General features: G+C 69.6%; 27 protein-coding genes, 1 tRNA gene and 1 riboswitch. Of the genes, 11 read left to right on the forward strand and 17 right to left on the reverse strand.

The window, feature by feature from the left end; all coding sequences use genetic code 11:
- Positions 1 to 8 precede the first annotated feature (8 nt).
- The 3 genes from AB0D29_RS08635 to AB0D29_RS08645 all read right to left on the reverse strand — a co-directional run bounded on the left by AB0D29_RS08635 (position 9) and on the right by AB0D29_RS08645 (position 1,199).
- A complete protein-coding gene (locus AB0D29_RS08635) occupies positions 9 to 329 on the reverse strand; it encodes a multidrug efflux SMR transporter (protein WP_319728230.1) in 321 nt (106 codons plus the stop codon).
- Between the two features lie 31 nt (positions 330 to 360).
- A riboswitch (guanidine-III (ykkC-III) riboswitch) is annotated at positions 361 to 430 on the reverse strand.
- A gap of 63 nt (positions 431 to 493) precedes the next feature.
- Positions 494 to 835 carry a co-chaperone GroES gene (locus AB0D29_RS08640; RefSeq protein WP_030009035.1) on the reverse strand — a complete coding sequence of 114 codons (342 nt, stop codon included), beginning with the start codon at positions 833 to 835 and terminating at the stop codon, positions 494 to 496.
- A 43-nt stretch (positions 836 to 878) separates the two neighbouring features.
- Positions 879 to 1,199, reverse strand: a complete 321-nt coding sequence (locus AB0D29_RS08645; RefSeq protein WP_362852791.1) for a DUF3618 domain-containing protein — start codon at positions 1,197 to 1,199, stop codon at positions 879 to 881.
- Between the two features lie 104 nt (positions 1,200 to 1,303).
- On the opposite strand from AB0D29_RS08645, the gene bcp reads away from it, so the two are divergent.
- The 4 genes from bcp to AB0D29_RS08665 all read left to right on the forward strand — a co-directional run bounded on the left by bcp (position 1,304) and on the right by AB0D29_RS08665 (position 3,327).
- A complete protein-coding gene (gene bcp / locus AB0D29_RS08650; protein WP_362814261.1) occupies positions 1,304 to 1,771 on the forward strand; it encodes a thioredoxin-dependent thiol peroxidase in 468 nt (155 codons plus the stop codon).
- Between the two features lie 143 nt (positions 1,772 to 1,914).
- Positions 1,915 to 2,553 (forward strand): HNH endonuclease signature motif containing protein, encoded by a 639-nt coding sequence (locus tag AB0D29_RS08655; protein ID WP_362852792.1) that lies wholly within the window; start codon positions 1,915 to 1,917, stop codon positions 2,551 to 2,553.
- Positions 2,550 to 3,206 (forward strand): HNH endonuclease signature motif containing protein, encoded by a 657-nt coding sequence (locus AB0D29_RS08660; protein WP_362852793.1) that lies wholly within the window; start codon positions 2,550 to 2,552, stop codon positions 3,204 to 3,206. Before AB0D29_RS08655 ends, AB0D29_RS08660 begins: the two co-directional genes overlap by 4 nt.
- A gap of 48 nt (positions 3,207 to 3,254) precedes the next feature.
- Positions 3,255 to 3,327 (forward strand) — tRNA-Leu (locus AB0D29_RS08665).
- Positions 3,328 to 3,376: 49 nt separating this feature from the next.
- On the opposite strand, the gene rdgB is transcribed toward AB0D29_RS08665, so the two are convergent.
- The 4 genes from rdgB to AB0D29_RS08685 all read right to left on the reverse strand — a co-directional run bounded on the left by rdgB (position 3,377) and on the right by AB0D29_RS08685 (position 5,637).
- Positions 3,377 to 3,991, reverse strand: a complete 615-nt coding sequence (rdgB, locus tag AB0D29_RS08670) for an RdgB/HAM1 family non-canonical purine NTP pyrophosphatase (protein ID WP_362852794.1) — start codon at positions 3,989 to 3,991, stop codon at positions 3,377 to 3,379.
- 7 nt (positions 3,992 to 3,998) lie between these two features.
- On the reverse strand, positions 3,999 to 4,379 hold the full coding sequence (locus AB0D29_RS08675) for a hypothetical protein (RefSeq protein WP_362852795.1): 381 nt from the start codon (positions 4,377 to 4,379) through the stop codon (positions 3,999 to 4,001).
- A 127-nt stretch (positions 4,380 to 4,506) separates the two neighbouring features.
- Positions 4,507 to 5,232, reverse strand: a complete 726-nt coding sequence (gene rph, locus AB0D29_RS08680; RefSeq protein WP_030717976.1) for a ribonuclease PH — start codon at positions 5,230 to 5,232, stop codon at positions 4,507 to 4,509.
- 120 nt (positions 5,233 to 5,352) lie between these two features.
- Entirely contained in the window at positions 5,353 to 5,637 is a 285-nt protein-coding gene (locus AB0D29_RS08685; RefSeq protein WP_362852796.1) for a PTS glucose/sucrose transporter subunit IIB, read from the reverse strand.
- Between the two features lie 179 nt (positions 5,638 to 5,816).
- Between AB0D29_RS08685 and AB0D29_RS08690 the strand changes: the two genes are divergently transcribed.
- Both AB0D29_RS08690 and AB0D29_RS08695 read left to right on the forward strand, forming a co-directional pair.
- Entirely contained in the window at positions 5,817 to 7,112 is a 1,296-nt protein-coding gene (locus AB0D29_RS08690; protein WP_362852797.1) for a PTS transporter subunit EIIC, read from the forward strand.
- 308 nt (positions 7,113 to 7,420) lie between these two features.
- Positions 7,421 to 8,644, forward strand: coding sequence for a PTS transporter subunit EIIC (locus AB0D29_RS08695; protein ID WP_362852826.1), 1,224 nt, complete (start codon positions 7,421 to 7,423; stop codon positions 8,642 to 8,644).
- A gap of 73 nt (positions 8,645 to 8,717) precedes the next feature.
- Here AB0D29_RS08695 and AB0D29_RS08700 read toward each other — a convergent pair whose 3' ends face one another.
- Positions 8,718 to 9,470, reverse strand: a complete 753-nt coding sequence (locus tag AB0D29_RS08700) for an MBL fold metallo-hydrolase (protein ID WP_351294511.1) — start codon at positions 9,468 to 9,470, stop codon at positions 8,718 to 8,720.
- A gap of 240 nt (positions 9,471 to 9,710) precedes the next feature.
- On the opposite strand from AB0D29_RS08700, the gene AB0D29_RS08705 reads away from it, so the two are divergent.
- On the forward strand, positions 9,711 to 10,130 hold the full coding sequence (locus AB0D29_RS08705; RefSeq protein WP_362852798.1) for a hypothetical protein: 420 nt from the start codon (positions 9,711 to 9,713) through the stop codon (positions 10,128 to 10,130).
- Positions 10,131 to 10,135: 5 nt separating this feature from the next.
- Positions 10,136 to 10,483, forward strand: a complete 348-nt coding sequence (locus tag AB0D29_RS08710; RefSeq protein WP_362852827.1) for a DUF488 family protein — start codon at positions 10,136 to 10,138, stop codon at positions 10,481 to 10,483.
- A gap of 128 nt (positions 10,484 to 10,611) precedes the next feature.
- Here AB0D29_RS08710 and AB0D29_RS08715 read toward each other — a convergent pair whose 3' ends face one another.
- The 7 genes from AB0D29_RS08715 to clpS form a co-directional block, all read right to left on the reverse strand.
- Positions 10,612 to 11,562 carry a cysteine synthase gene (locus AB0D29_RS08715; protein WP_362852799.1) on the reverse strand — a complete coding sequence of 317 codons (951 nt, stop codon included), beginning with the start codon at positions 11,560 to 11,562 and terminating at the stop codon, positions 10,612 to 10,614.
- On the reverse strand, positions 11,562 to 11,849 hold the full coding sequence (locus tag AB0D29_RS08720) for a MoaD/ThiS family protein (RefSeq protein ID WP_351294523.1): 288 nt from the start codon (positions 11,847 to 11,849) through the stop codon (positions 11,562 to 11,564). The genes AB0D29_RS08715 and AB0D29_RS08720 overlap by 1 nt, the downstream gene beginning before the upstream one ends.
- A gap of 90 nt (positions 11,850 to 11,939) precedes the next feature.
- A complete protein-coding gene (locus tag AB0D29_RS08725; RefSeq protein ID WP_312847437.1) occupies positions 11,940 to 12,047 on the reverse strand; it encodes a putative leader peptide in 108 nt (35 codons plus the stop codon).
- A gap of 77 nt (positions 12,048 to 12,124) precedes the next feature.
- Entirely contained in the window at positions 12,125 to 12,547 is a 423-nt protein-coding gene (locus AB0D29_RS08730) for a M67 family metallopeptidase (RefSeq protein WP_351294526.1), read from the reverse strand.
- Positions 12,548 to 12,679: 132 nt separating this feature from the next.
- On the reverse strand, positions 12,680 to 14,119 hold the full coding sequence (locus AB0D29_RS08735; protein WP_362852800.1) for an amino acid permease: 1,440 nt from the start codon (positions 14,117 to 14,119) through the stop codon (positions 12,680 to 12,682).
- Positions 14,120 to 14,437: 318 nt separating this feature from the next.
- On the reverse strand, positions 14,438 to 15,040 hold the full coding sequence (locus tag AB0D29_RS08740; RefSeq protein ID WP_362852801.1) for a DUF2017 domain-containing protein: 603 nt from the start codon (positions 15,038 to 15,040) through the stop codon (positions 14,438 to 14,440).
- Positions 15,040 to 15,354: an ATP-dependent Clp protease adapter ClpS gene (gene clpS, locus AB0D29_RS08745; protein WP_030717942.1), complete on the reverse strand. Its 315-nt coding sequence runs from the start codon at positions 15,352 to 15,354 to the stop codon at positions 15,040 to 15,042. The genes AB0D29_RS08740 and clpS overlap by 1 nt, the downstream gene beginning before the upstream one ends.
- A gap of 80 nt (positions 15,355 to 15,434) precedes the next feature.
- On the opposite strand from clpS, the gene AB0D29_RS08750 reads away from it, so the two are divergent.
- Both AB0D29_RS08750 and AB0D29_RS08755 read left to right on the forward strand, forming a co-directional pair.
- Positions 15,435 to 16,763: a nicotinate phosphoribosyltransferase gene (locus AB0D29_RS08750; RefSeq protein ID WP_362852802.1), complete on the forward strand. Its 1,329-nt coding sequence runs from the start codon at positions 15,435 to 15,437 to the stop codon at positions 16,761 to 16,763.
- A 202-nt stretch (positions 16,764 to 16,965) separates the two neighbouring features.
- The gene (locus AB0D29_RS08755) at positions 16,966 to 17,580 is read left to right on the forward strand and encodes an isochorismatase family protein (RefSeq protein WP_362852803.1); all 615 of its coding nucleotides are present in this window, start codon (positions 16,966 to 16,968) and stop codon (positions 17,578 to 17,580) included.
- Here the strand turns inward: AB0D29_RS08755 and AB0D29_RS08760 are convergent.
- Both AB0D29_RS08760 and AB0D29_RS08765 read right to left on the reverse strand, forming a co-directional pair.
- Entirely contained in the window at positions 17,577 to 17,879 is a 303-nt protein-coding gene (locus tag AB0D29_RS08760; RefSeq protein WP_037807208.1) for a hypothetical protein, read from the reverse strand. The genes AB0D29_RS08755 and AB0D29_RS08760 overlap by 4 nt on opposite strands.
- A 112-nt stretch (positions 17,880 to 17,991) precedes the next feature.
- A complete protein-coding gene (locus AB0D29_RS08765; RefSeq protein WP_362852804.1) occupies positions 17,992 to 20,346 on the reverse strand; it encodes an immune inhibitor A domain-containing protein in 2,355 nt (784 codons plus the stop codon).
- Positions 20,347 to 20,818: 472 nt separating this feature from the next.
- On the opposite strand from AB0D29_RS08765, the gene AB0D29_RS08770 reads away from it, so the two are divergent.
- The coding region (locus AB0D29_RS08770; RefSeq protein WP_362852828.1) for a hypothetical protein at positions 20,819 to 21,233 on the forward strand (415 nt) is incomplete at its 3' end.

Genomic DNA, 21,233 nt, shown 5'->3' on the forward strand with positions numbered 1-21,233 from the left:
GCGGGCGGTCAGTGACCGGAGGTCACCTTCAGCCCGACCACGGCCACCAGCAGCAGACAGATGAAGAAGATCCGGGAGGCGGTGACGGGCTCGCCCAGCACCGCCATACCGAGCACGGCCGCGCCGGCGGCGCCGATGCCCACCCACACCCCGTACGCGGTACCGATGGGCAGGGTCTTCGCGGCGTACGACAGCAGCACCATGCTGGCGACGATCCCGGCGCCCGTGAACACACTGGGCCAGAGCCGGGTGAAGCCCTCGGTGAATTTCATGCCGATCGACCAGCCGACTTCGATCACACCGGCGACAACAAGAAGAACCCAGGCCATGACGGCACCTCCGAGACAACGAGCGATACGGGGTGCGTCGTCTTGTCATACCCGGTACGGCGCGTCTCGTCGGGTTCTCCTCCACCGTAGCAAAGGGCAGCGAAAAGGGCCGGTGACAAAGGCCACCAGCCCTTTTGCATCGCCGTTCGAGTCCTCTTCGAGCCCTAGAGGTACAGGCCGGTGGAGTCCTCCGACCCCTCCAGCCGCTCCGCGGCCACCGCGTGCAGGTCCCGCTCGCGCATCAGAACGTACGTCGCGCCCCGCACCTCGACCTCGGCACGGTCCTCGGGGTCGTACAGGACCCGGTCCCCGGGCTCGACCGTCCGTACGTTCTGCCCGACCGCGACCACCTCGGCCCAGGCCAGCCGCTTGCCCACCGCGGCCGTCGCCGGAATCAGGATGCCGCCGCCCGAGCGCCGCTCGCCCTCCGGCAGGTCGGACTTCACGAGCACGCGGTCGTGCAGCATGCGGATGGGCAGCTTGTCGTGGGTGGTGTTCTCGCTCACGCCCCGAACCTACCTGTCCGCGCCCGCCCCGTGCCGCTCAGGGTCACGCGCGCCTGCGTCGTGCCGACAGGACAAGCACACCGACCACACCCACCGCGAGCAGGGCGACCGGCACGATCCGCTCGGGACGCGGAGTCCCGTCGTCGTTGCGCAGGCTGTCGCGCAGATCCGTCACGACACGGTTCACCGTGGCGAAGGCGCGCCCGGCCGTGTGGTCGACGGTCGAGACGACCTTGGCCCGCGCATCCCCGATGATCGTCTTCGGGTGCACGCGCACGCCGATCTCGTCGAGCGTCTCGGCGAGCTGCTCGCGGCGGCGGACGATGTCCGCCTCGATCTGTGCGGGGGTCCTGGCTTCGGGCACCGCGCTGCCTCCGTCGTCGTGGTCCGGTGGGGGGTAGTCCCCGGTGAACAGTCTGTCAGCTTAGTCTCGAGACGTACCGATCCCCTCTTGAGGAGACTGTCCAGATGAGCGAGCGACTCCAGCCGGGCGACACCGCCCCCGCCTTCACCCTGCCCGACGCGGACGGCAACGAGGTCTCGCTCGCCGACCACAAGGGCCGCAAGGTGATCGTCTACTTCTACCCGGCCGCCCTGACCCCGGGCTGCACCAAGCAGGCCTGCGACTTCACGGACAATCTGGACGTCCTGGCGACGGCCGGCTACGACGTCATCGGCGTCTCCCCGGACAAGCCGGAGAAGCTCGCGAAGTTCCGCGAGAAGGAGCACCTGAAGGTCACCCTGGTCGGCGACCCGGAGAAGGAGACCCTGACGGCGTACGGCGCGTACGGCGAGAAGAAGCTGTACGGCAAGACGGTCACCGGGGTCATCCGCTCCACGGTGGTCGTCGACGAGGAGGGCAAGGTCGAGCACGCCTTCTACAACGTCAAGGCCACGGGCCACGTAGCCAAGATCATCAAGGACCTGGGCATCTGACCCACCCCACCCCCGCAGCGGCCCGCCCCAAATCCGGCGCGGGCCGCTCCGCTTATCGGACGAAACCGCCCGTAACCGCCCGCCCACCGGCCCGTTACTCCATACGAGCGCCGCACACGCGGCCGAAGAGTGGAGGGGCAAGAATGCCGGTCAGCCCGTACACGAGGGAACGCCTCACGGAGGCGGCGAGCGCGTCGCGCACGCTGACGGAGGCGCTGGAGCAGCTGGGGGTCGATCCCAAGAGCGGCTCGCGGCGCTATCTGCACGGCCGCATGCGGAAGCTGGGCGTTGACGTCTCACACTTCGAGGCGGAGGGCGCGAAGTGGACGAGGGAGGTCCTGGCGGAGGCCGTGGCCGCCTCGACGACCATGTGCGAGGTCCTGCGACGCCTGGGCCTCGAGGTCGTCGGCGGCCACCACACCCACATCAGCCGCCGAGTGAAGGCCTTCGGCATCGACATCTCGCACTTCAAGTTGCCCTCACCAGCGGGGCGCCTCCAGGTTCGGCGAACGCCGGAGGCGCTCCTGGTCAAACAGGACGGAGCCCACGCCCGCCGCGTCCAGAGCGAGCAGCTGAAGTGGGCCCTCAGGGCACAGGGCGCACCCGAGCAGTGCGCGCGATGCGGTATCGAGGCCCGCTGGCGCGGGCACCCGCTACCCCTGGAGGTGGACCACATCGACGGAGATTGGCGCAACAACCAAGCGGGAAACCTCCGGCTGCTGTGCCCCAACTGCCATTCAACGACGGATACGTATCGTGGTCGAGGCAAGGGCCGCCGATGACCAGCGGCGCCCGCTACACGCGGGAGGTCCTGACCGAGGCCGCGGCCCGGTGCAAGGACATCGACGAGGTCATCGCCCGCTACGGCATAGAGCCGTTCCCCCTGAGGCTGAAGCAGTACCTCATGCGGCGCTTCTTCGCCTACGGCATCGACGTCTCCCACTTCGACCAACGCCCTTACCGTCGCCATGAGAAGCCGCACGAATCGCTGCTTCGGAACGCGGTCGCCGGTTCGCAGTCCTGGGCGGAGACCTTGAGACGTCTCGAGCGCCCGGACACCACACCGTGGCGGGCCTCGCTCAAGGCGTGGGTCCTCGAATCAGGGCTGGACACTTCGCACTTCCTCGGCCAGGCCCACAGCCGCGGCAAGCCGCAGCGCTCCGTCAGGCCCGCCGAGGAAATCCTCGTGAAGCACGAGGGGCGTCGCCGCACCCGCAGCCGGCTTCTGCGAAGGGCCATGCGCGACATAGGTGTCCCGGAGTGCTGCGCCGAGTGCGGCACGGCTGCCGAGTGGCTGGGTGACCCGATGACGCTTGAGATCGACCACATCAACGGTGACTGGAGCGACGACCGCCGTGAGAACCTGCGCCTGCTGTGCCCCAACTGTCACGCGATCACCAGCACCTGGTGTCGGGGAGGTCGGCGAAACCTTTGATGCCGCTTCCCCTGCACGGCACGGTGCGCAGTACAGTGTTCATGACTCGCGCCCGTACGCGACCTGGTTAGCGGTGGTCTTTAGGTGGCCACGTATGTCGGTTCGAATCCGACCGGGCGTACCCCATATGAGGCCTGGTTCCCGACGTCCGGGGACCAGGCCTCACTGCGTCAGCCCAGGAGGTCGCGGAGGACCGGGACCAGGGCGCGGAAAGCCTGGCCTCGGTGGGAGATGGCGTTCTTTTCGGCCGGGGTGAGTTCGGCGCAGGTGCGGGATTCGCCCAGGGGCTGGAGGATCGGGTCGTAGCCGAAGCCGCCGGTGCCGGACGGGGTGTGGCGCAGGGTGCCCAGGAGGCGGCCCTCGACCACGCGTTCCGTGCCGTCGGGCAGGGCGAGGGCGGCCGCGCAGAAGAAGTGGGCGCCGCGGTGCTCGTCGGCGATGTCGCCGAGCTGGGCCAGCAGGAGGTCGAGGTTGGCCTTGTCGTCGCCGTGCGCGCCGGCCCAGCGGGCGGAGAAGATGCCGGGGGCGCCGTTCAGGACGTCCACGCAGAGGCCGGAGTCGTCGGCGACCGCCGGGAGGCCGGTGGCCTGCGCGAGGGCGTGGGCCTTGAGGAGGGCGTTCTCCGCGAAGGTGACCCCGGTCTCCTTGACGTCCGGGATCTCCGGGTACGCGTCCGCGCCGACCAGCGCGTGCGGCAGGCCGGCTTCGGACAGGATGGCGTGGAGTTCGGAGACTTTGCCCGCGTTGCGGGTGGCCAGGATCAGGCGGCTGGGCGTCGAGGTCATGCGCCCATTATCCCGGGGTGCAGACCTTGGAGATCTCGCTGGCCGCGTCCGCGACGGGCTGGATGTCCGGGACGGTGTTGCCGCTCTCGATGGAGGTGCGGACGTTCTTGACCGCCGTGTTCATCGAGGTGATGGCCTTGCCCAGGTCGGCGTTGTCCGTCTGGTCGCCGATCTTCTTGAGGTTCGACTCGATCTGGTTGAGCGCGTTCTGGGCGTCCTGGGGGCTGTTGCCCGCCTGGGAGACCGCCTGCTGGAGGTCGTTCGCGCCGTCGGTGATGGCCACCGCCGTGTTCGCGCAGTCCATCGCCGTGGAGATCGCGTCGCAGGAGGACAGGGCCGGGACGGTCAGTACGGCGGCCACGGCTATGGCGGCGATGCGGAGCTTCATGCGTTCTCCCCGGGAGCAGGATTCGGATGCGTGGACGGGCGCACGGCTGTGACACCGTGCGCCCGTGTCTTCGTAGACGCCGGGCCGGGCCCGGCGGTTGCCGCCCAGGGAGCGGACGCGGCGCGGCCTAGAGTTCGAGCGCGCCCAGCTGGATGGCTTCCAGGTCCGCGCAGCCGCCGGCGGCGAGGTCGAGGAGGGCGTTCAGTTCCTTGCGGTCGAAGGGCTCGCCCTCGGCGGTGCCCTGGACCTCGACGAAGCGGCCGTCGCCGGTGCAGACCACGTTCATGTCGGTCTCGGCGCGCACGTCCTCCTCGTAGCAGAGGTCGAGGAGCGGGACGCCGTCGACGATGCCGACGCTGACGGCGGCGACGGTGCCGGTCAGGGGCTTGCGGCCGGCCTTGATGAGCTTCTTCTGCTGGCCCCATGCGACGGCGTCGGCGAGGGCGACGTAGGCGCCGGTGATGGCGGCGGTGCGGGTGCCGCCGTCGGCCTGGAGGACGTCGCAGTCCAGGACGATGGTGTTCTCGCCGAGGGCCTTGTAGTCGATGACGGCGCGCAGCGAGCGGCCGATGAGGCGGGAGATCTCGTGGGTGCGGCCGCCGATCTTGCCGCGTACGGATTCGCGGTCGCCGCGGGTGTTGGTGGAGCGCGGCAGCATCGAGTACTCGGAGGTGACCCAGCCTTCGCCGCTGCCCTTGCGCCAGCGCGGGACGCCTTCGGTGAAGGAGGCGGTGCAGAAGACCTTGGTGTCTCCGAAGGAGATGAGGACGGAGCCCTCGGCGTGCTTGCTCCATCCGCGTTCGATGGTGACCGGGCGGAGCTGTTCGGGCGTACGGCCGTCAATGCGAGACATGGCTCCGAGCCTAGTCCCTGCGGTGGAACGCGAGGACCCCGTCCGGGTGGTTCCGGGACGGGGTCCGCTGTGTGGGTGGCCCCAGGGGCCGGGTCCGGAAAGGACCTCAAGGGGTCCGGGTCACATCATGTCTTCGATCTCGCCGGCGATCGGGTCGGCGTCGGTGCCGATGACGACCTGGATCGCGGTGCCCATCTTGACGACGCCGTGGGCGCCGGCGGCCTTGAGCGCGGCCTCGTCGACGAGGTCGGGGTTGGAGACCTCGGTGCGCAGGCGGGTGATGCAGCCCTCGACCTCTTCGATGTTGTCGATGCCGCCGAGCCCGGCGACGATCTTCTCAGCCTTGGTGGCCATGTGTTTCTCCCTGAGTGTTTCGAAGAACGAGTCTCGGCGCGGCCGGTACATGGAGAGCCACCCGTGCGGTCCGCTTTGTCACGGTAACGCACGGTTGGCGCATCTACGCGAGCGCATGACCGGTCTCTGCCGAATGATGACGATCAGCAGCAACCTGCCCACAACTGGTCTACACCAGTGTGCCGCAAGTGTTGCGGCAGCCAAAAACGGGCCGGTCAGGGAGGACGCCGATGAGCGCGAGCAGCGCGGCCGAGAAGGCGCGGCCGAAGAGGCGGAACAGCCTGTACCAGGGGCTGCAGAAGATGGGGCGGAGCCTGCAACTGCCGATCGCCGTCCTCCCCGCGGCGGGCATCCTCAACCGGCTGGGACTGATCGACGCCGAGGGGACCGGCGTCTGGCCGCAGATCGCCAAGGTCATGGCCGCCGCGGGCGGCGCCCTGCTCAACGCCGACCTGGGCCTGCCGCTCCTCTTCTGCGTCGGCGTCGCGATCGGCATGGCCAAGAAGGCCGACGGCTCGACGGCGCTGGCGGCGGTGGTGGGCTTCCTCGTCTACCGCAGCGTCCTGCGCGCGTTCCCCACGGCCTGCCCCGAGGGGACCAAGGACATCGGGGGCGGCTGCCTGGGGCCGGACGACTCCTTCGCCGAGTACACCTTCCAGAATCCGGGGGTCTTCGGCGGCATCATCATGGGCCTGCTCGCCGCCTGGTGCTGGCAGCGCTACCACCGGGTGAAGCTGGTCGACTGGCTCGGCTTCTTCAACGGCCGCCGGCTGGTCCCGATCATCATGACCTTCGTCGCGATCGCCTTCGCCGCGATCTGCCTGTGGATCTGGCCGCCGATCGGCGCCGGGCTGGAGAGCTTCTCCGACTGGCTGGTGGGCCTGGGCTCCTGGGGCGCCGGCATCTTCGGCGTCGCGAACCGCGCGCTGCTGGTGATCGGCCTGCACCAGTTCCTGAACGTGCCGGTGTGGTTCCAGTTCGGCACCTACACCAAGCCCGACGGCCAGGCCGTGCACGGTGACATCCCGATGTTCCTGGCGGGCGACCCGAACGCCGGGCAGTTCCTGACCGGTTTCTTCCCCATCATGATGTTCGCGCTGCCGGCGGCGGCGCTGGCGATCACCCACTGCGCGAAGCCGCAGCGGCGCAAGGAGGTCGGCGGCCTGATGCTGTCGGTGGCCCTGACCTCGTTCGTCACGGGCATCACCGAGCCGCTGGAGTACTCCTTCCTCTTCGTGGCGCCCGCGCTGTACGCCGTCCACGCCGTGCTGACGGGCGCCTCGATGGCGGTGACGTGGGCGCTGGGCGTACACGACGGCTTCAGCTTCTCGGCCGGCCTGATCGACTACGTCATCAACTGGAGCCTGGCGACGAAGCCCTGGATGATCATTCCCATCGGCCTGGGCTTCGCGGTCGTCTACTACGCGGTCTTCCGCTTCGCGATCACGAAGTTCGACATCCCGACTCCGGGCCGGGAGTCGGACGAGGAGATCGAGGCCATGCAGGAGGAGACCATCAAGGCCTGAGCCCCCCGGCGGGGTTGGAACCCGGTCCGTCAAGGGCCCTCGGATCACGATCCGGGGGCCCTTCGGCATACCCCGGGACACGTGATCCAGGCCACAGGAAATCGAAGGTTCCTTATCTAACCCTCACCGTGTTACAACTGGTCTACACCACAATTGGTGTAGACCACGAGGCGCGTTCGAGCCCCCGTGTATCCCCCCTTTCGAAGACGCCGCCGTCCCCGTTTCCCCTGGCGGCGCCTTGCCCACTGGAGGACCTTGTGACCACGGCTGCCGCCCCCGCGGCCGAGAAGAAGAAGGGCGCTGGCGTGATGGCCGTCATGCAGCGCATCGGCCGGAGCCTCATGCTCCCCGTGGCCGTGCTGCCTGCCGGCGCACTCCTGCTCCGCCTGGGCGCTTCCGACATGCTCGGGAAGGACACCTTCCCGGCCTTCGTCAACAAGATCGCCGGCTACATGGCCGCCGGTGGTGGCGCGATCCTCGACAACATGGCGCTGCTGTTCGCCGTCGGCATCGCGATCGGCTTCGCCAAGAAGTCCGACGGTTCCACCGCGCTGGCCGCCGTCACCGGCTACCTGGTCTTCCAGAAGGTCCTCGCCACCTTCACCGACAGCAACCTGCCGAAGGTCGCCAAGGTCGTCGACGGAAAGATCGTCAACGTGGACGCGGCGGTCAACGCCGGTGTGCTCGGCGGTGTCGTGATGGGCATCATCACGGCCCTGCTCTACCAGAAGTTCTACCGGACCAAGCTGCCGGACTGGGCGGGCTTCTTCGGCGGCCGCCGTCTCGTCCCGATCCTCTCCGCCCTGGCGGGTCTGGTCACGGGCATCGTCTTCGGTCTCATCTGGCCGGTCCTCGGCAGCGGTCTGCACAACTTCGGTGAGTGGCTGACCGGCTCCGGCGCCGTCGGCGCGGGCATCTTCGGTGTCGCCAACCGTGCGCTCATCCCGATCGGCATGCACCACCTGCTGAACTCCTTCCCGTGGTTCCAGGCCGGCTCGTTCGACACCCCGACCGGCGCCGTCCACGGTGACATCGGCCGCTTCCTCGCCGGTGACCCGACCGCCGGACAGTTCATGACCGGCTTCTTCCCGATCATGATGTTCGCCCTCCCGGCGGCCTGCCTCGCGATCGTCCACTGCGCCCGTCCCGAGCGCCGCAAGGTCGTCGGCGGCATGATGTTCTCCCTCGCGCTCACCTCCTTCGTCACCGGTGTGACCGAGCCGATCGAGTTCACCTTCATGTTCATCGCCCCGGTGCTGTACGCGATCCACGCGGTGCTGACCGGTATCTCCCTGGCCCTCACCTGGGCCCTGGGCATGCGCGACGGCTTCGGCTTCTCGGCCGGCCTCGTCGACTACCTGCTGAACCTGGGCATCGCGGAGAAGCCGCTGATGCTGGCGGGCGTCGGCCTCTGCTTCGCGGTGGTCTACTACGTCATCTTCCGCTTCGCGATCGTCAAGTGGAACCTCCCGACGCCGGGCCGCGAGTCCGACGAGGAGCTCGCCGAGCTGCTGAAGGCCGAGGCCAAGTAGGCAGCCCCGTACGAACGAAGGAGCCCCCGCTCTCCCGGAAGGGAGGGCGGGGGCTTTCGCGTGTTCAGGAAGGTCAGACCTCGTAGACCGCGCCCGCGTACGCCAGGTCGACCCGGCCGTCGTAGACCGCGCGGGCGTCGGCGAGGTTCTGCGCGGCGTCCGTCCACGGCGGGATGTGCGTGAGGACGAGCCGGCCGACGTCGCCGCCGCGCGCGTACTCGCCGGCCTCGCGGCCGTTCAGGTGGAGGTCCGGGATGTCCTCCTTGCCGTGCGTGAAGGAGGCCTCGCAGAGGAAGAGGTCGGTGCCGTCGGCGAGCAGCCCCAGCTCGGGGCAGGCGCCGGTGTCCCCGGAGTACGTGAGCGAGCGGCCGCCGTGCTCGATGCGGATGCCGTAGGACTCGACGGGGTGGGCGACCCGCTCGGTGCGGATCTGGAACGGCCCGATCTCGAAGCTTCCGGACTTCAGGGTGCGGAAGTCGAAGACCTCGCTCATCGAGCGCTCGTCGGGGACGTCGTCGTAGGCGGTGGTCAGGCGCCGCTCGGTGCCCTCGGGTCCGTAGACGGGGATGGTTCCGCAGCGGCCGCCCTCGTGCCGGTAGAAACGGGCGACGAAGTACGCGCACATGTCGATGCAGTGGTCGGCGTGCAGATGGCTCAGGAAGATCGCGTCGAGGTCGTAGAGACCGCAGTGGCGCTGGAGGTCCCCGAGGGCGCCGTTGCCCATGTCGAGGAGCAGCCGGAAGCCGTCGGCCTCGACGAGGTAGCTCGAACAGGCCGATTCCGCAGACGGGAACGACCCCGAACAGCCGACGACGGTGAGCTTCATGGAGCGTGAACCTCCGTGGACGGTCCGTGGACGGAATGCGGGCCGTGCGTGGGTCGAGCGTAAGGCGCGAAACGTCCGGTCGCTCCTCCGCGGCGGGCCGTTGTGGGGGAAGTCACCGCCTGCACCACTCATACCCAGTAATGGCAAGCGGTCAGGTGTACGGCCCTAGAGCACACTGCCCATCCCGGCCGTGCGGGCGCGCCGGGTGCCGGGTGCCGGTGGCGCGGCTACGGTCGGAACATGGACACGTCCTGGTGGCCCGCGGTGGCTGCGGTCGTGGCCGTGGCGCTGGTGGCGCTGGTGGCCGGAGCGCGGCTGGGTGTCCCCCGCCGGGCCCCGCCGGCGCACGGGTCCGGTCCGCCGCCGCATCCGCACGCCGGGGAGCTGTGGTCCCTGACGGACGGCCGCACGTGTCTGGTCCTCGCGGTCGAGACGGTACGGGGCCACCGCGCGCGGGTCGCGTGGATCACCGGGAAGTACGACGACCGGCGGGCCGGGGTGATCCCGCTGCCCCCGGGAACGGTGGGGGCGCAGGGCCGGGCGGGCTTCCTGGAGGCGGACCGGCCGGCGGAGGTGTCGCTGTGGGAGTTCCGGACGCGGATGGGGGTGCTGGACCCGGCGGTGTGGGACGAGATCAAGGGACTGGGAGGCGGCCGGTGAAGCCGGTGATCCGCTTGCGGCGCGTCTACGACCCGCCGGAGCCGGGGGCGGACGGGGTGCGGGTGCTCGTGGACCGGCTCTGGCCGCGGGGCCTGACGAAGGAGGCGGCGGGGGTGGACGAGTGGCCGAGGGCGGTGACGCCGTCGGCGGAGCTGCGGAAGTGGTTCCACGGGGGTGGCTCCGCCGCGGAGTTCCGGGAGCGGTACCTCGCGGAGCTGGCCGGGCCGGGGGCGGAGGCGGAGCTGGGCCGCCTCCGGTTGCTGGCCGAGGCGGGGCCGCTCACGCTCCTGACCGCGGTCAAGGATCCGGCCGCCGGCCATGCGGCCGTGCTCGCGGAGCTCCTGTCCGGCTAGAGCCTGCCGCTGCGTTTCCCGGGCTCCGCCCGGACCCGGTCCGCAAACGCCGGACGGGCTGAAATACAGCCCCGCCGGCGTTTGAGGCGCGGGGTGTGGGGCGGAGCCCCAGCAGCGGTCCGCAGGGGCTACGCCCAGAGTTGGCCCTGGAGGACCTCGATGGCCTCTTCCGTGGTCGCGGCCGTGTAGACGCCGGTCGAGAGGTACTTCCAGCCGCCGTCGGCCACGACGAAGACGATGTCCGCCGTCTCGCCCGCGGCCACCGCCTTGCGGCCGACGCCGATCGCCGCGTGCAGGGCGGCTCCGGTGGAGACGCCCGCGAAGATCCCCTCCTGCTGCAGCAGCTCCCGCGTGCGGGTGACCGCGTCCGCCGAGCCCACCGAGAAGCGCGTGGTGAGCACGGAGGCGTCGTACAGCTCGGGGACGAAGCCCTCGTCGAGGTTGCGCAGCCCGTACACCAGGTCGTCGTAGCGCGGCTCGGCGGCCACGATCTTGACGCCGGGGACGTGCTCGCGCAGGTAGCGGCCGACGCCCATCAGGGTGCCGGTGGTGCCCAGGCCCGCCACGAAGTGGGTGATCGACGGGAGGTCGGCGAGGATCTCCGGGCCCGTGGTGGCGTAGTGCGCGCCCGCGTTGTCCGGGTTGCCGTACTGGTAGAGCATCACCCAGTCCGGGTGCTCCGCGGCCAGTTCCTTGGCCACCCGGACCGCGGTGTTCGAGCCGCCGGCGGCCGGCGACGAGATGATCTCGGCTCCCCACATGGCCAGCAGGTCGCGCCGCTCCTGGCTGGTGTTCTCCGGCATCACGCACACGATGCGGTAGCCCTTGAGCTTGGCCGCCATCGCCAGCGAGATGCCGGTGTTGCCCGAGGTCGGCTCCAGGATGGTGCAGCCGGGGTACAGCCGGCCGTCCTTCTCCGCCTGCTCGACCATGTGGAGCGCGGGGCGGTCCTTGATCGAGCCTGTCGGGTTGCGGTCCTCCAGCTTGGCCCAGATGCGGACGTCGTCCGAGGGCGACAGCCGGGGCAGCCGGACCAGCGGCGTGTTGCCGACCGCGGCCAGCGGGGAGTCGTAGCGCATTACTTCGATCCGCCGGCCACGGCCGGGAGGATGGTGACGCTGTCGCCGTCCTTGAGCTCGGTGGAGATGCCGGCGAGGAAGCGGACGTCCTCGTCGTTGAGGTAGACGTTCACGAAGCGGCGCAGCTCGCCGCCCTTGGCCTCGTCGACGATGCGCTCCTGGATGCCCTTGTGGCGGGTCTCCAGGTCGGCGAAGAGGTCGGCGAGGGTCGCGCCCTCACCGGAGACGGCCTTCTCGCCTTCGGTGTAGGTGCGGAGGATGGTGGGGATGCGGACCTCGATGGCCATGGCTGTCTCCAGTCGTCAGGGCGTAAGCAGGGGCGTGAGGAACGTGCGGCGCGCGGTTCGTCGGCCCCCCGCGCCGAGGGGCTCTGGTGCTCAGACGGCAGGACAGATGGCACTGGCGAGGCGGCACAGGTCGACGTGCAGCCGCGCCACGAGCAGCAGCCTGCCGGGCGTCTCGATGCTCACGTCGTGGGAAACCATGCGGTCATGTTAACGATTCCCGGTCCCCGGTTTGGAGTGTGATCCCGCATCGTGGACGCCGACTGCTCACATGGTGGTCAGTAGGCCTCGACGACCTGCACTTCTTCCTCGGTGATCACGCCGTCGACGATCCGGTACGAGCGGAACTGGAACTCGCCGAGGCCGTCCTTGTCCGCCGTCGAGACGAGGACGTAGTGCGCGCCCGGCTCGTTCGCGTACGTGACGTCGGTGCGCGAGGGGTAGGCCTCGGTGGCGGTGTGCGAGTGGTAGACGATCACCGGATCCTCGTCGCGGTCGTCCAGCTCGCGGTAGAGCTTCAGCAGATCCTTCGAGTCGAACTCGTAGAACGTGGGCGAGCGGGCCGCGTTGAGCATCGGGATGAACCGCTCGGGGCGGCCGGTGCCCGCCGGGCCGGCCACGACGCCGCACGCCTCGTCGGGGTGGTCCTGGCGGGCGTGCGCGACGATCTGGTCGTACAGGGCCTGGGTGAGGGTCAGCATGAGCGACAGGATAAGCAGACGGGCCCTTCCGTACCGAGGAGTGGTACGGAAGGGCCCGTATGGTGGACACAAGGTCTGTGGGAGCGCGGTTCCCGGCCGTGGCAGGCGGCCGGGACTCGCGGTCTTCGGGTGCTACGAGGCCTTGGTGAAGGCCGCGCCGCGCGGGTCGCGGGACTTCATCACCAGGTACGAGACGCCCAGGATCAGGCCCCACAGCGGCGCGCAGTACAGCGAGACGCGGGAGTCCTTGTCGGCGCCCATCATCACGATGACCATGCCGATGAAGAGCAGGGCGAACCAGCTCGTGTACGGGGCGCCCGGCGCCTTGAACGGGGAGGCGGGCAGTTCGCCGCGGTCCGACTTGGCGCGGTAGCGGATCTGGCAGACCAGGATCATGATCCAGGCCCACATGCCGGAGATGGTGGCGAAGGAGACGACGTAGTCGAAGGCCTTGCCCGGGGCGACGTAGTTGATCCAGACGCCCACCAGCATCAGCGCGGCGGAGAAGGTGGTGCCGACCAGCGGGGTGCCGCTCTTGGTGAGCTTGGCGAAGAACTTCGGGCCCTGGCCGTTGAGCGCGAGGTCTCGCAGCATGCGGCCGGTGGAGTACATGCCGGAGTTGCAGGAGGACAGGGCGGCGGTCAGCACGACGAAGTTGACGATGGCCGCGCCGACGCCGAGGCCCATGCGCTCGAAGGCGGCGACGAAGGGCGAGACGCCCGGCTGGAAGTGCGTCCACGGGACGACCGACAGGATCATGATCAGCGCGCCGACGTAGAAGACGGCGATGCGCCACGGCACGGTGTTGATGGCCTTGGGCAGGGTCTTCTCGGGGTCCTTGGACTCGCCGGCGGTGACGCCGACCAGCTCGACCGCGAGGAAGGCGAACATGACGATCTGCAGGGTCATCAGCGTGCCGCCGATGCCCTTGGGGAAGAAGCCGCCGTCGTTCCACAGGTTGGTGACGGTGGCGGTGTCGGCCGCGTCGGAGAAGCCGATGGTGAGGATGCCGGCGCAGATCAGGATCATGCCGACGATGGCGGTGACCTTGACCATGGAGAACCAGAACTCCAGCTCACCGAAGAGCTTCACGGAGATCAGGTTGGCGGCGTAGAGGATGACCGTGAAGATCAGCGCGTAGGCCCATTGCGGGAAGCTGTCGTGGGTCCAGTACGACATGTACTGCGCGGCGGCCGTGACCTCGGTGATGCCGGTGACCACCCAGAACAGCCAGTACGTCCAGCCGGTGACGTATCCCCAGAACGGGCCCAGGAACTCGCGGGCGTAGTCCGAGAAGGAGCCGGAGACGGGGCGGTACATGAGCAGCTCGCCCAGGGCCCGCATGATGAAGAAGATGACCAGGCCCGCGATCGCGTAGGCCAGGATCAGGCTCGGTCCGGCCTTGGAGATCGCCTTGCCGGCGCCCAGGAACAGGCCGGTGCCGATGGCTCCGCCGATCGCGATCATCTGGATCTGCCGGGCGCCGAGCGTGCGGTGGTAGCCCTCGCCGCCCTCGCCCTGAGTGCCCTCGCCGGGCGTGTTGCCGTGCTGCTCGACCTGCACAGAGGTCATGTCTGGTGCGCCTTTCTCCACGCCGACCCGCGCCTTGACTGGCTGCGGATCGGGTCCTCGATCCCCCCGGATACGGATGGAGTTGCACGCCGGCGGTCCGCCGGTCCAAGCGAGCCGGGGGACATGGGTGGCGTCCCTTCGGCAGTCGTGAAGATTTATCACGGGCTTACGACTGCCGGAGGGGGAGAAATGTGGCGGAGGGCGCTAAAAAATCTGGACAAAGACAAACGAAAGGATCAGATCACCGCATGGCGGTGATCTGATCGTTATCCGGATTTGAGCGTCCGCTGAGCGAACGGTGTTCCCTCTTGAGGATTCTCAGAGGGTTTCGATCAAGGTTTCCTGGAGACCGCCCAGCCAGAGGTACGCCATCACCATCGGCTTGCGCGGGTCGTCGTCCGGCAGCCGGAACAGCACCGCGCTCTCGTCGTCCTCGGTGATGTCGAGGCGGGCCGCGAGGGTCAGGCGCAGGTCGTTGAGCGCGCCGAGCCAGCGCAGCGGCAGCTCCCCGGTCAGCTCCAGCACCGCCGCCCCGTCACCGGCCGGCGTGAGCCCGTCCAGGCTGCGTACGACGGCCAGCGCGTCCTCCCGCTTGCGGGTGCGCAGGTCGTTCTCGGTGAAGCGGCGGAACTCCGCCGAGTGGGCGCGCAGCTCCTCCGGGTCCTCCTTCGGCCCCGGCCCGTCCGGGCCTCCGTAGGCGTCGGGGAAGAGCCGGGCCAGCGCCGGGTCGGACGGGGGCTCGGAGGGGCCCTCGGTGAACAGCGCGGCGAGCGGGTCGGCGTCCTCGGCGGGCTCGGGCTCGCCGGGGCCGATCAGTTCGAGCATCTGGACGGCCAGGGAGCGCAGGATGGAGATCTCGATCTCGTCGAGCGCGATGGCGGCGCCGCCGCCGCCCTTCAGGGGCTGGAACGTGCCGCCCATCAGTTGCGGTCCTGGGAGAGGGTCGCCCACAGGCCGTAGCCGTGCATGGCCTGCACGTCGCGCTCCATTTCCTCGCGGGTGCCGCTGGACACGACCGCCCGCCCCTTGTGGTGGACATCGAGCATCAGCTTGTGCGCCACGTCCTTCGAATAGCCGAAGTACGCCTGGAACACGTACGCCACGTAGCTCATGAGGTTGACCGGGTCGTTGTGCACCAGGGTCACCCAGGGGACGTCGGGTTCGGGGACGGCGAAGGTCTCTTCGGCCGATTCGGTGCGTTCGATCTCTACAGGAGCAACACTCACTTGTCCCATGCTGCCACCGTGACGGGCCCGTCGCACAAACGGGTCCTACATCTCGTCACTTTGACGAGATGTGCGCTAGCATCCGTGACATGAACCCTGCGGACCTGGGCCTGCCGGTGGACGTCCCGTCGACAGCGCTCTTCACGGACCATTACGAGCTCACGATGCTGCAGGCCGCGCTGGCCAACGGCACCGCCGACCGCCGCTCGGTCTTCGAGGTCTTCACCAGGCGGCTGCCCGAGGGGCGCCGTTACGGGGTGGTCGCGGGAACCGGGCGGGTGCTGGACGCGGTGGAGAACTTCCGCTTCGACAGCGCGGTGCTGGAGTTCCTGCGCGAGCGGGCCGTCGTCGACATGCGGACCCTGGACTGGCTGTCCTCGTACCGCTTCTCCGGCGACATCTGGGGCTACCCGGAGGGCGAGGTCTACTTCCCCGGCTCGCCGATCCTGCGCGTCGAGGGCAGCTTCGCCGAGTGCGTGCTGCTGGAGACCGTGATCCTGTCGATCCTGAACCACGACTCCGCGATCGCCGCGGCCGCCTCCCGGATGTCCTCGGCGGCGGGCGAGCGCCCGCTGATCGAGATGGGCGCGCGGCGCACGCACGAGCTGGCGGCGGTGGCCGCCTCGCGAGCCGCCTACGTGGGCGGCTTCGCCTCCACCTCGGACCTGGCGGCCGGCTTCCGGTACGGGATCCCGACGGTCGGCACGAGCGCGCACGCCTTCACGCTGGTCCACGACAGCGAGCGGGACGCCTTCACCGCGCAGGTGGCCTCGCTGGGGCGGGGCACCACCCTTCTGGTGGACACCTACGACGTGGCCGAGGCCGTCCGCACCGCCGTCGAGGTGGCCGGCACCGACCTGGGCGCGGTCCGGATCGACTCCGGTGACCTGCTGCTGGTCGCCCACCGGGTGCGGCAGCAGCTGGACGAGCTGGGGGCGACGGCCACGAAGATCGTGGTCACCTCGGACCTGGACGAGTACGCCATCGCCTCGCTGGCGGCGGCGCCGGTGGACGCGTACGGGGTGGGCACGCAGCTGGTGACGGGCAGCGGGCACCCGACGTGCTCGATGGTCTACAAGCTGGTGGCGCGGGCCACCTCGGCCGACCCGAAGGCGGCGCTGGCCCCGGTGGCGAAGAAGTCCACGGGCGGCAAGACCTCCATCGGCGGCCGCAAGTGGGCGGCGCGGCGGGTGGACGCGGAGGGGATCGCCGAGGCGGAGGTCGTCGGGACCGGGCCGGTCCCGTCGGCCCTGGCCGACCACCAGCTCCTGACCCAGCTGGTCAAGGCCGGCGAGGTGGTCGCCCGCGAGCCGCTGGAGGCCGCGCGCGAACGCCACCGCGCCGCCCTCGCGCGGCTGCCGCTGTCCGCGACGCAGCTCTCGCGCGGCGAGGCCGTGCTCCCGACGGAGTACGCGTAGTCGCGGCTCCGTAGCGGCGGGGCTGGAAATCCAGCCTCGCCCGGGGGCACCCCCGACCAAGTCCGGGGGAGTTCGAGGCGCGGGCGCGGAGCGCCGCAGGGGGTCTGGGGCGGAGCCCCAGTTTCGGGAAGGGGCGGGGTGGGGGAAGAGCCCCCGCAGGGCCCCGCCGCCGCACAGAGACATCGAGCCGAAGGACAACGTCATGCACCGCGCACTGATCGTCGTCGACGTACAGAACGACTTCTGCGAGGGCGGCAGCCTCGCGGTCACCGGCGGAGCCGACGTCGCCGCCGCCGTCACCGAGTACATCGGCCAGGCCACGCCCGCGTACCGGCACGTGGTCGCCACCCGCGACCACCACATCGACCCCGGTGCCCACTTCGCGCACCCGCCCGCCGAGCCGGACTTCGAGAACTCCTGGCCCGTCCACTGCGTCGCCGGGACCGAGGGCGTGGGCTTCCACCCGAACTTCGCCCCCGCCGTGGCCTCGGGCGCCGTCGCCGCCGTCTTCGACAAGGGCGCGTACGAGGCCGCGTACAGCGGCTTCGAGGGCGCCGACGAGAACGGGGCGACGCTCGGCCAGTGGCTGCGGGACCGGCACGTCACCGAGGTGGACGTGGTCGGGATCGCCACCGATCACTGCGTCCGGGCGACCGCCCTCGACGCCGTCCGCGCCGGCTTCGGCACGCGGGTCCTGCTGGACCTGACGGCCGCCGTCGCCCCGCACACCACCGCACGGGCCCTGGAGGAGCTCCGTGCGGCGGGCGTGACCCTGGTGAGCCACAAGCCGGGCCAAGGCGGCCACGAGCCGTCCTAGGTCCCCAGCAGGGCCCGGATGGGGTGCCAGAGCTCCTGCGCGCGGTCGGGCGCGCCGCGCCACAGCAGGCCGTCCGGATGGTGCAGGACGGCCGTGACCTCGTCCGGGGTCGGCGGGTGCGCGTTGCCCCGCAGGTACACGGCCCGCATCCCGAGGTTCCGCAGCCTGGTCAGGGCGCGGGCCCGGTTCGCGGCGTGCACCAGCACGCGGACATTTCCACCCTCTCCGCAGGGCCTCGGCAGCGTGAGCGCAACGACCACGCTGCCGCCTGGCAATCTGACGAAACCTCCACCGGGCATGGCTGTCATCTCCCCCGTCAATAAGAAACTCGTACCGGGCATCTAAACGCGATCGGCCGCCGCCCGCTAGAGGGCGACGGCCGATCATGCTTTGACCTGCGGTTTTACCGAATTACTTCGAGGAGGGACCCACCTCGACGGTCATGACCTCACCGTCGTAGGTCTCCTTCAGGATCTTGATCTTGGTGTTGGTGTCAGTGACCTTCACCGATCCGGTCGGGTTCTCGTCGTAGAAGTACTTGCCCTTGTGGTCGTCGAAGACCAGGTTGGCGGGCTTGGGCTTCAGGAAGAGCGACTCGCCGTTCTTGTGCAGCGTGAACGCGTCCGTCGAGTAGGCGCTGAAGGTCGCGTCGTACGGCTGGATCTTGTTCCGCAGCAGGGTGCCGTCGGCCCACTTCATGGGCTTGGCGTTGGCGTCGATCGGGAGGATCAGACCCTGGCCCGGGTGGACGCTGGTGTTGTTGTCCTTCTGGCTGGTGTCCCACTGCCAGATGAGCAGGCCGTCCTGGTACGGGTAGTGCTCGACCCAGTCGGGCTTGGTGTTGCCGAAGCCGAAGTTGTACGGGCCGACCTTGAGGGTCTTGTCGTACGAGACGTAGCGGCGGTTCTCGGCCAGGTAGTACTGCGCGTACTCCTTGGTGAAGTTGGCGCCGATGCGCGAGAAGCCCTTGCCGGTCCAGCCGTTGTCGCCGTTCTCGGCGCCGTCGGTGAACAGCGCGGAGCCGTCCGCGGTGAGGGTCACGGCGTCGGCGGTGAAGCCCTTGCCGCCCGCGCCGCCGTCCGTCTGGTAGCGGAAGCGGAGGTCGACCTTCTTGCCCGCGTAGGCGTCGAGCGGGAAGTTCAGGTTCTTCCAGGCACCCGAGACACCGGTGAGCGACGGGCTGCCGGAGGCGTCGGCCGGGATGGCCGTGCCGTCGGCGGTGCCGGCCAGCGCGGTCCAGGTGGCGCCGCCGTCCGTGGACACCTCGGTGTAGAGGTAGTCGTAGTCGGCCTCGATGTCCCACCAGCCCTTGAGGGACAGCGCGGCGGACTTCTTGCCCGTCAGGTCCACGGAGCGGGTGAGGGTGTTCTTGAGGTCGTCGCCCATGCCGCTCCACCACTGGGCGGAGCCCTCGGCGGGCGCGACGACGTCCGTCTGGACCTTCTTCTTCGGCAGCTCGACGACCAGGGCCTGCTTGTCCTTGGTGTTGAACTCCGCCACGCCCAGCTTGTGGGTGGACTTCGTCGCGGCCTTCGCCGTGTCGTAGTTCAGCCAGCCCAGCTGGAGCTTGTCCCAGGCGTTCATGTCGCCCGGGAGGTCGCCTATGGAGTCCTTGCCGGTGCCGAGCCAGGAGCCGGCCGACATCAGGGACCAGAAGCCGACGCTGTTCTCGCCGCCACCGGTGGTGTCGTAGAGGTCGGGCAGGCCGAGGTCGTGGCCGTACTCGTGCGCGAAGACGCCGAGGCCGCCGTTCTCGGGCTGCATCGTGTAGTCGCCGACCCAGATGCCGGTGTCACCGATCTGGGTGCCGCCGGCCTTGTTGTTGTCCGGGCCGGTCTTGCCCGCCGCGGTGCCGTAGGCGTACCAGCGGTGCGCCCACAGCGCGGTCGTGCCCTGCACGCCGCCGCCGGCCGACTCGTCCTCGCCCGCGTGGACGATCTGGAAGTGGTCGATGTAGCCGTCGGGCTCGTTGAAGTTGCCGTCGCCGTCGAAGTCGTAGCGGTCCCACTGGTCGTACTGGGCCAGCTGCGCCTTGATCTGCGCGTCGGTCTTCCCGGCCTTCTTCTGGGCAGCCGTCCACGCGGCGACGCCGTCCTTGACGGTGTCCCACACGTTGGAGCAGTTGGTCTGGCCGCAGTAGTTGGAGCCGTAACGGCCCTCGTTGTACGGGACCTTGACCCAGTCGGCGACCTCACCCTCGACCGAGTAACGGCCCGAGGAGGTCTTCTCGTAGTAGGTCTTCAGCGAGTCCTTGCCCTGACCCGTGGCGAAGTACAGGTCCTGGAAGTACTCGCGGCTGAAGTCCTTGCGCCAGGCGGTGCTGTTGTCCTTCGCACGGTCCGGCTGGGCGATCGTGTTGTGCAGCGGACCGGGGGTGCCGCCGTACTTCGGGACCGCGGGCTGCGGGCCGGGGCCGTCCGGGTCGTACATGGTCGTGTTGTCGACCTGGTCGCCGAACTCGACGAGGATCGTGAAGATCTTGTCGGTCCGCTCGCGGCCGAGCTCGACGTACTTCTTGTCGTCGAGCTTGACGACCTTCGAGGCGCCGCGCTGCTCGACGTCCTTCTTGCCCTGGAGCACCTGGTCCAGAGCGGCCTTGCGCTGCTGGGCCTGCTGCTCGCTGAACGGGCCCTTGAGGTCGTGCTCGACGACCTTGGCGGGAGCCGTCGGGTCCTGCCGGTCGACCGCCGGGGCGCCCGGCCCCTTGATGTCGGCCTGGGCCGCTGTAACGGTGAAGAAGGTGGCGCTCGTCGCACAAGCAGCCATGGTCACGGTGACGGCGGCAGCACGGATTGCGCGCCGTCGGGCGGAATTGCTGGTCACTTGATGTCGTTCCCCTCCCGCGGCCGCGACGTAGGTCGGAACTTCTCCATAGGAGTGGGGGGTTCCGCGCGGCGCGCGTCTCAAGTGACGACATTTGACCGGAGGGAAGCGAGAAAAGACAGACCTTGACTTGTCCCTTACAACTGCACTATGCGGTCGGGCAGTTCCGCTATCCGGACGTTCCGCAGCCATACGGGGCGAAGGGCACTTCCCAACCCGTCCGGAGGTCCGTCCCGTCCCCATTTCCCCCTCCGGCAAGGCGCGGAAAATGATCCCGTGCGCCCCCCGTGCTCCGGCACCGTGTGTTAGGTCACGCTTACCGGCGGTTCCTCTCGGGCATCTCCCGTCATAGAGTCACTTGACGCGCGACCTAGTTGAGCCGACTCCCCCTCCCCTCCCGAGGACGGATACCGCCATGCCGCGTCCGACTGCCGCACAGCTCGCCTACGGGTCCGCCACGGTCATCGTGTCGACGATCGCCATGCTGCTGCTGTCGCAGACGAGTACCGGGCTCGGGGTCGCGGTCATCTCCGCAGCCGCGCTCGCCCTGGGTCTGCTCGTCGCCCTCACCGTGCCCGTGCCCCGGCGCCGCGGCCGTCACGCGGCCCGTACGGGGGCCTCCGCGACCCCCGCGCCCGCCGCGGGGCCCGCCTCCCACGAGGGTGCGACGCCGGCCGCCCGGGTGCCCGACCCCCGGACCGCACCCAGGCGATGGAGAAGCGCGCCGCGAGCGTGCGGCGGCCGGGGGGCTGCTCGGCGCGGTCGGGACGACGTCCACGGGGGCCGCGGTGCTCGGGGTGGCCGAGGGCGCGTACTGCCAGGGGCGCCGC

It is taken from the genome of Streptomyces sp. NPDC048424, from assembly GCF_040651555.1.
Lineage (GTDB): Bacteria > Actinomycetota > Actinomycetes > Streptomycetales > Streptomycetaceae > Streptomyces.

Bases quoted from the DNA above. Each gene is read 5' to 3' on its own strand.
- AB0D29_RS08635 (WP_319728230.1), bottom strand. From the start codon at position 329: ATGGCCTGGGTTCTTCTTGTTGTCGCCGGTGTGATCGAAGTCGGCTGG.
- bcp (WP_362814261.1), top strand. From the start codon at position 1,304: ATGAGCGAGCGACTCCAGCCGGGCGACACCGCCCCCGCCTTCACCCTG.
- AB0D29_RS08655 (WP_362852792.1), top strand. From the start codon at position 1,915: ATGCCGGTCAGCCCGTACACGAGGGAACGCCTCACGGAGGCGGCGAGC.
- AB0D29_RS08660 (WP_362852793.1), top strand. From the start codon at position 2,550: ATGACCAGCGGCGCCCGCTACACGCGGGAGGTCCTGACCGAGGCCGCG.
- rdgB (WP_362852794.1), bottom strand. From the start codon at position 3,991: ATGACCTCGACGCCCAGCCGCCTGATCCTGGCCACCCGCAACGCGGGC.
- AB0D29_RS08675 (WP_362852795.1), bottom strand. From the start codon at position 4,379: ATGAAGCTCCGCATCGCCGCCATAGCCGTGGCCGCCGTACTGACCGTC.
- rph (WP_030717976.1), bottom strand. From the start codon at position 5,232: ATGTCTCGCATTGACGGCCGTACGCCCGAACAGCTCCGCCCGGTCACC.
- AB0D29_RS08685 (WP_362852796.1), bottom strand. From the start codon at position 5,637: ATGTACCGGCCGCGCCGAGACTCGTTCTTCGAAACACTCAGGGAGAAA.
- AB0D29_RS08690 (WP_362852797.1), top strand. From the start codon at position 5,817: ATGAGCGCGAGCAGCGCGGCCGAGAAGGCGCGGCCGAAGAGGCGGAAC.
- AB0D29_RS08695 (WP_362852826.1), top strand. From the start codon at position 7,421: ATGGCCGTCATGCAGCGCATCGGCCGGAGCCTCATGCTCCCCGTGGCC.
- AB0D29_RS08700 (WP_351294511.1), bottom strand. From the start codon at position 9,470: ATGAAGCTCACCGTCGTCGGCTGTTCGGGGTCGTTCCCGTCTGCGGAA.
- AB0D29_RS08705 (WP_362852798.1), top strand. From the start codon at position 9,711: ATGGACACGTCCTGGTGGCCCGCGGTGGCTGCGGTCGTGGCCGTGGCG.
- AB0D29_RS08715 (WP_362852799.1), bottom strand. From the start codon at position 11,562: ATGCGCTACGACTCCCCGCTGGCCGCGGTCGGCAACACGCCGCTGGTC.
- AB0D29_RS08720 (WP_351294523.1), bottom strand. From the start codon at position 11,849: ATGGCCATCGAGGTCCGCATCCCCACCATCCTCCGCACCTACACCGAA.
- AB0D29_RS08725 (WP_312847437.1), bottom strand. From the start codon at position 12,047: ATGGTTTCCCACGACGTGAGCATCGAGACGCCCGGCAGGCTGCTGCTC.
- AB0D29_RS08730 (WP_351294526.1), bottom strand. From the start codon at position 12,547: ATGCTGACCCTCACCCAGGCCCTGTACGACCAGATCGTCGCGCACGCC.
- AB0D29_RS08735 (WP_362852800.1), bottom strand. From the start codon at position 14,119: ATGACCTCTGTGCAGGTCGAGCAGCACGGCAACACGCCCGGCGAGGGC.
- AB0D29_RS08740 (WP_362852801.1), bottom strand. From the start codon at position 15,040: ATGGGCGGCACGTTCCAGCCCCTGAAGGGCGGCGGCGGCGCCGCCATC.
- clpS (WP_030717942.1), bottom strand. From the start codon at position 15,354: ATGGGACAAGTGAGTGTTGCTCCTGTAGAGATCGAACGCACCGAATCG.
- AB0D29_RS08750 (WP_362852802.1), top strand. From the start codon at position 15,435: ATGAACCCTGCGGACCTGGGCCTGCCGGTGGACGTCCCGTCGACAGCG.
- AB0D29_RS08755 (WP_362852803.1), top strand. From the start codon at position 16,966: ATGCACCGCGCACTGATCGTCGTCGACGTACAGAACGACTTCTGCGAG.
- AB0D29_RS08760 (WP_037807208.1), bottom strand. From the start codon at position 17,879: ATGCCCGGTGGAGGTTTCGTCAGATTGCCAGGCGGCAGCGTGGTCGTT.
- AB0D29_RS08765 (WP_362852804.1), bottom strand. From the start codon at position 20,346: ATGGCTGCTTGTGCGACGAGCGCCACCTTCTTCACCGTTACAGCGGCC.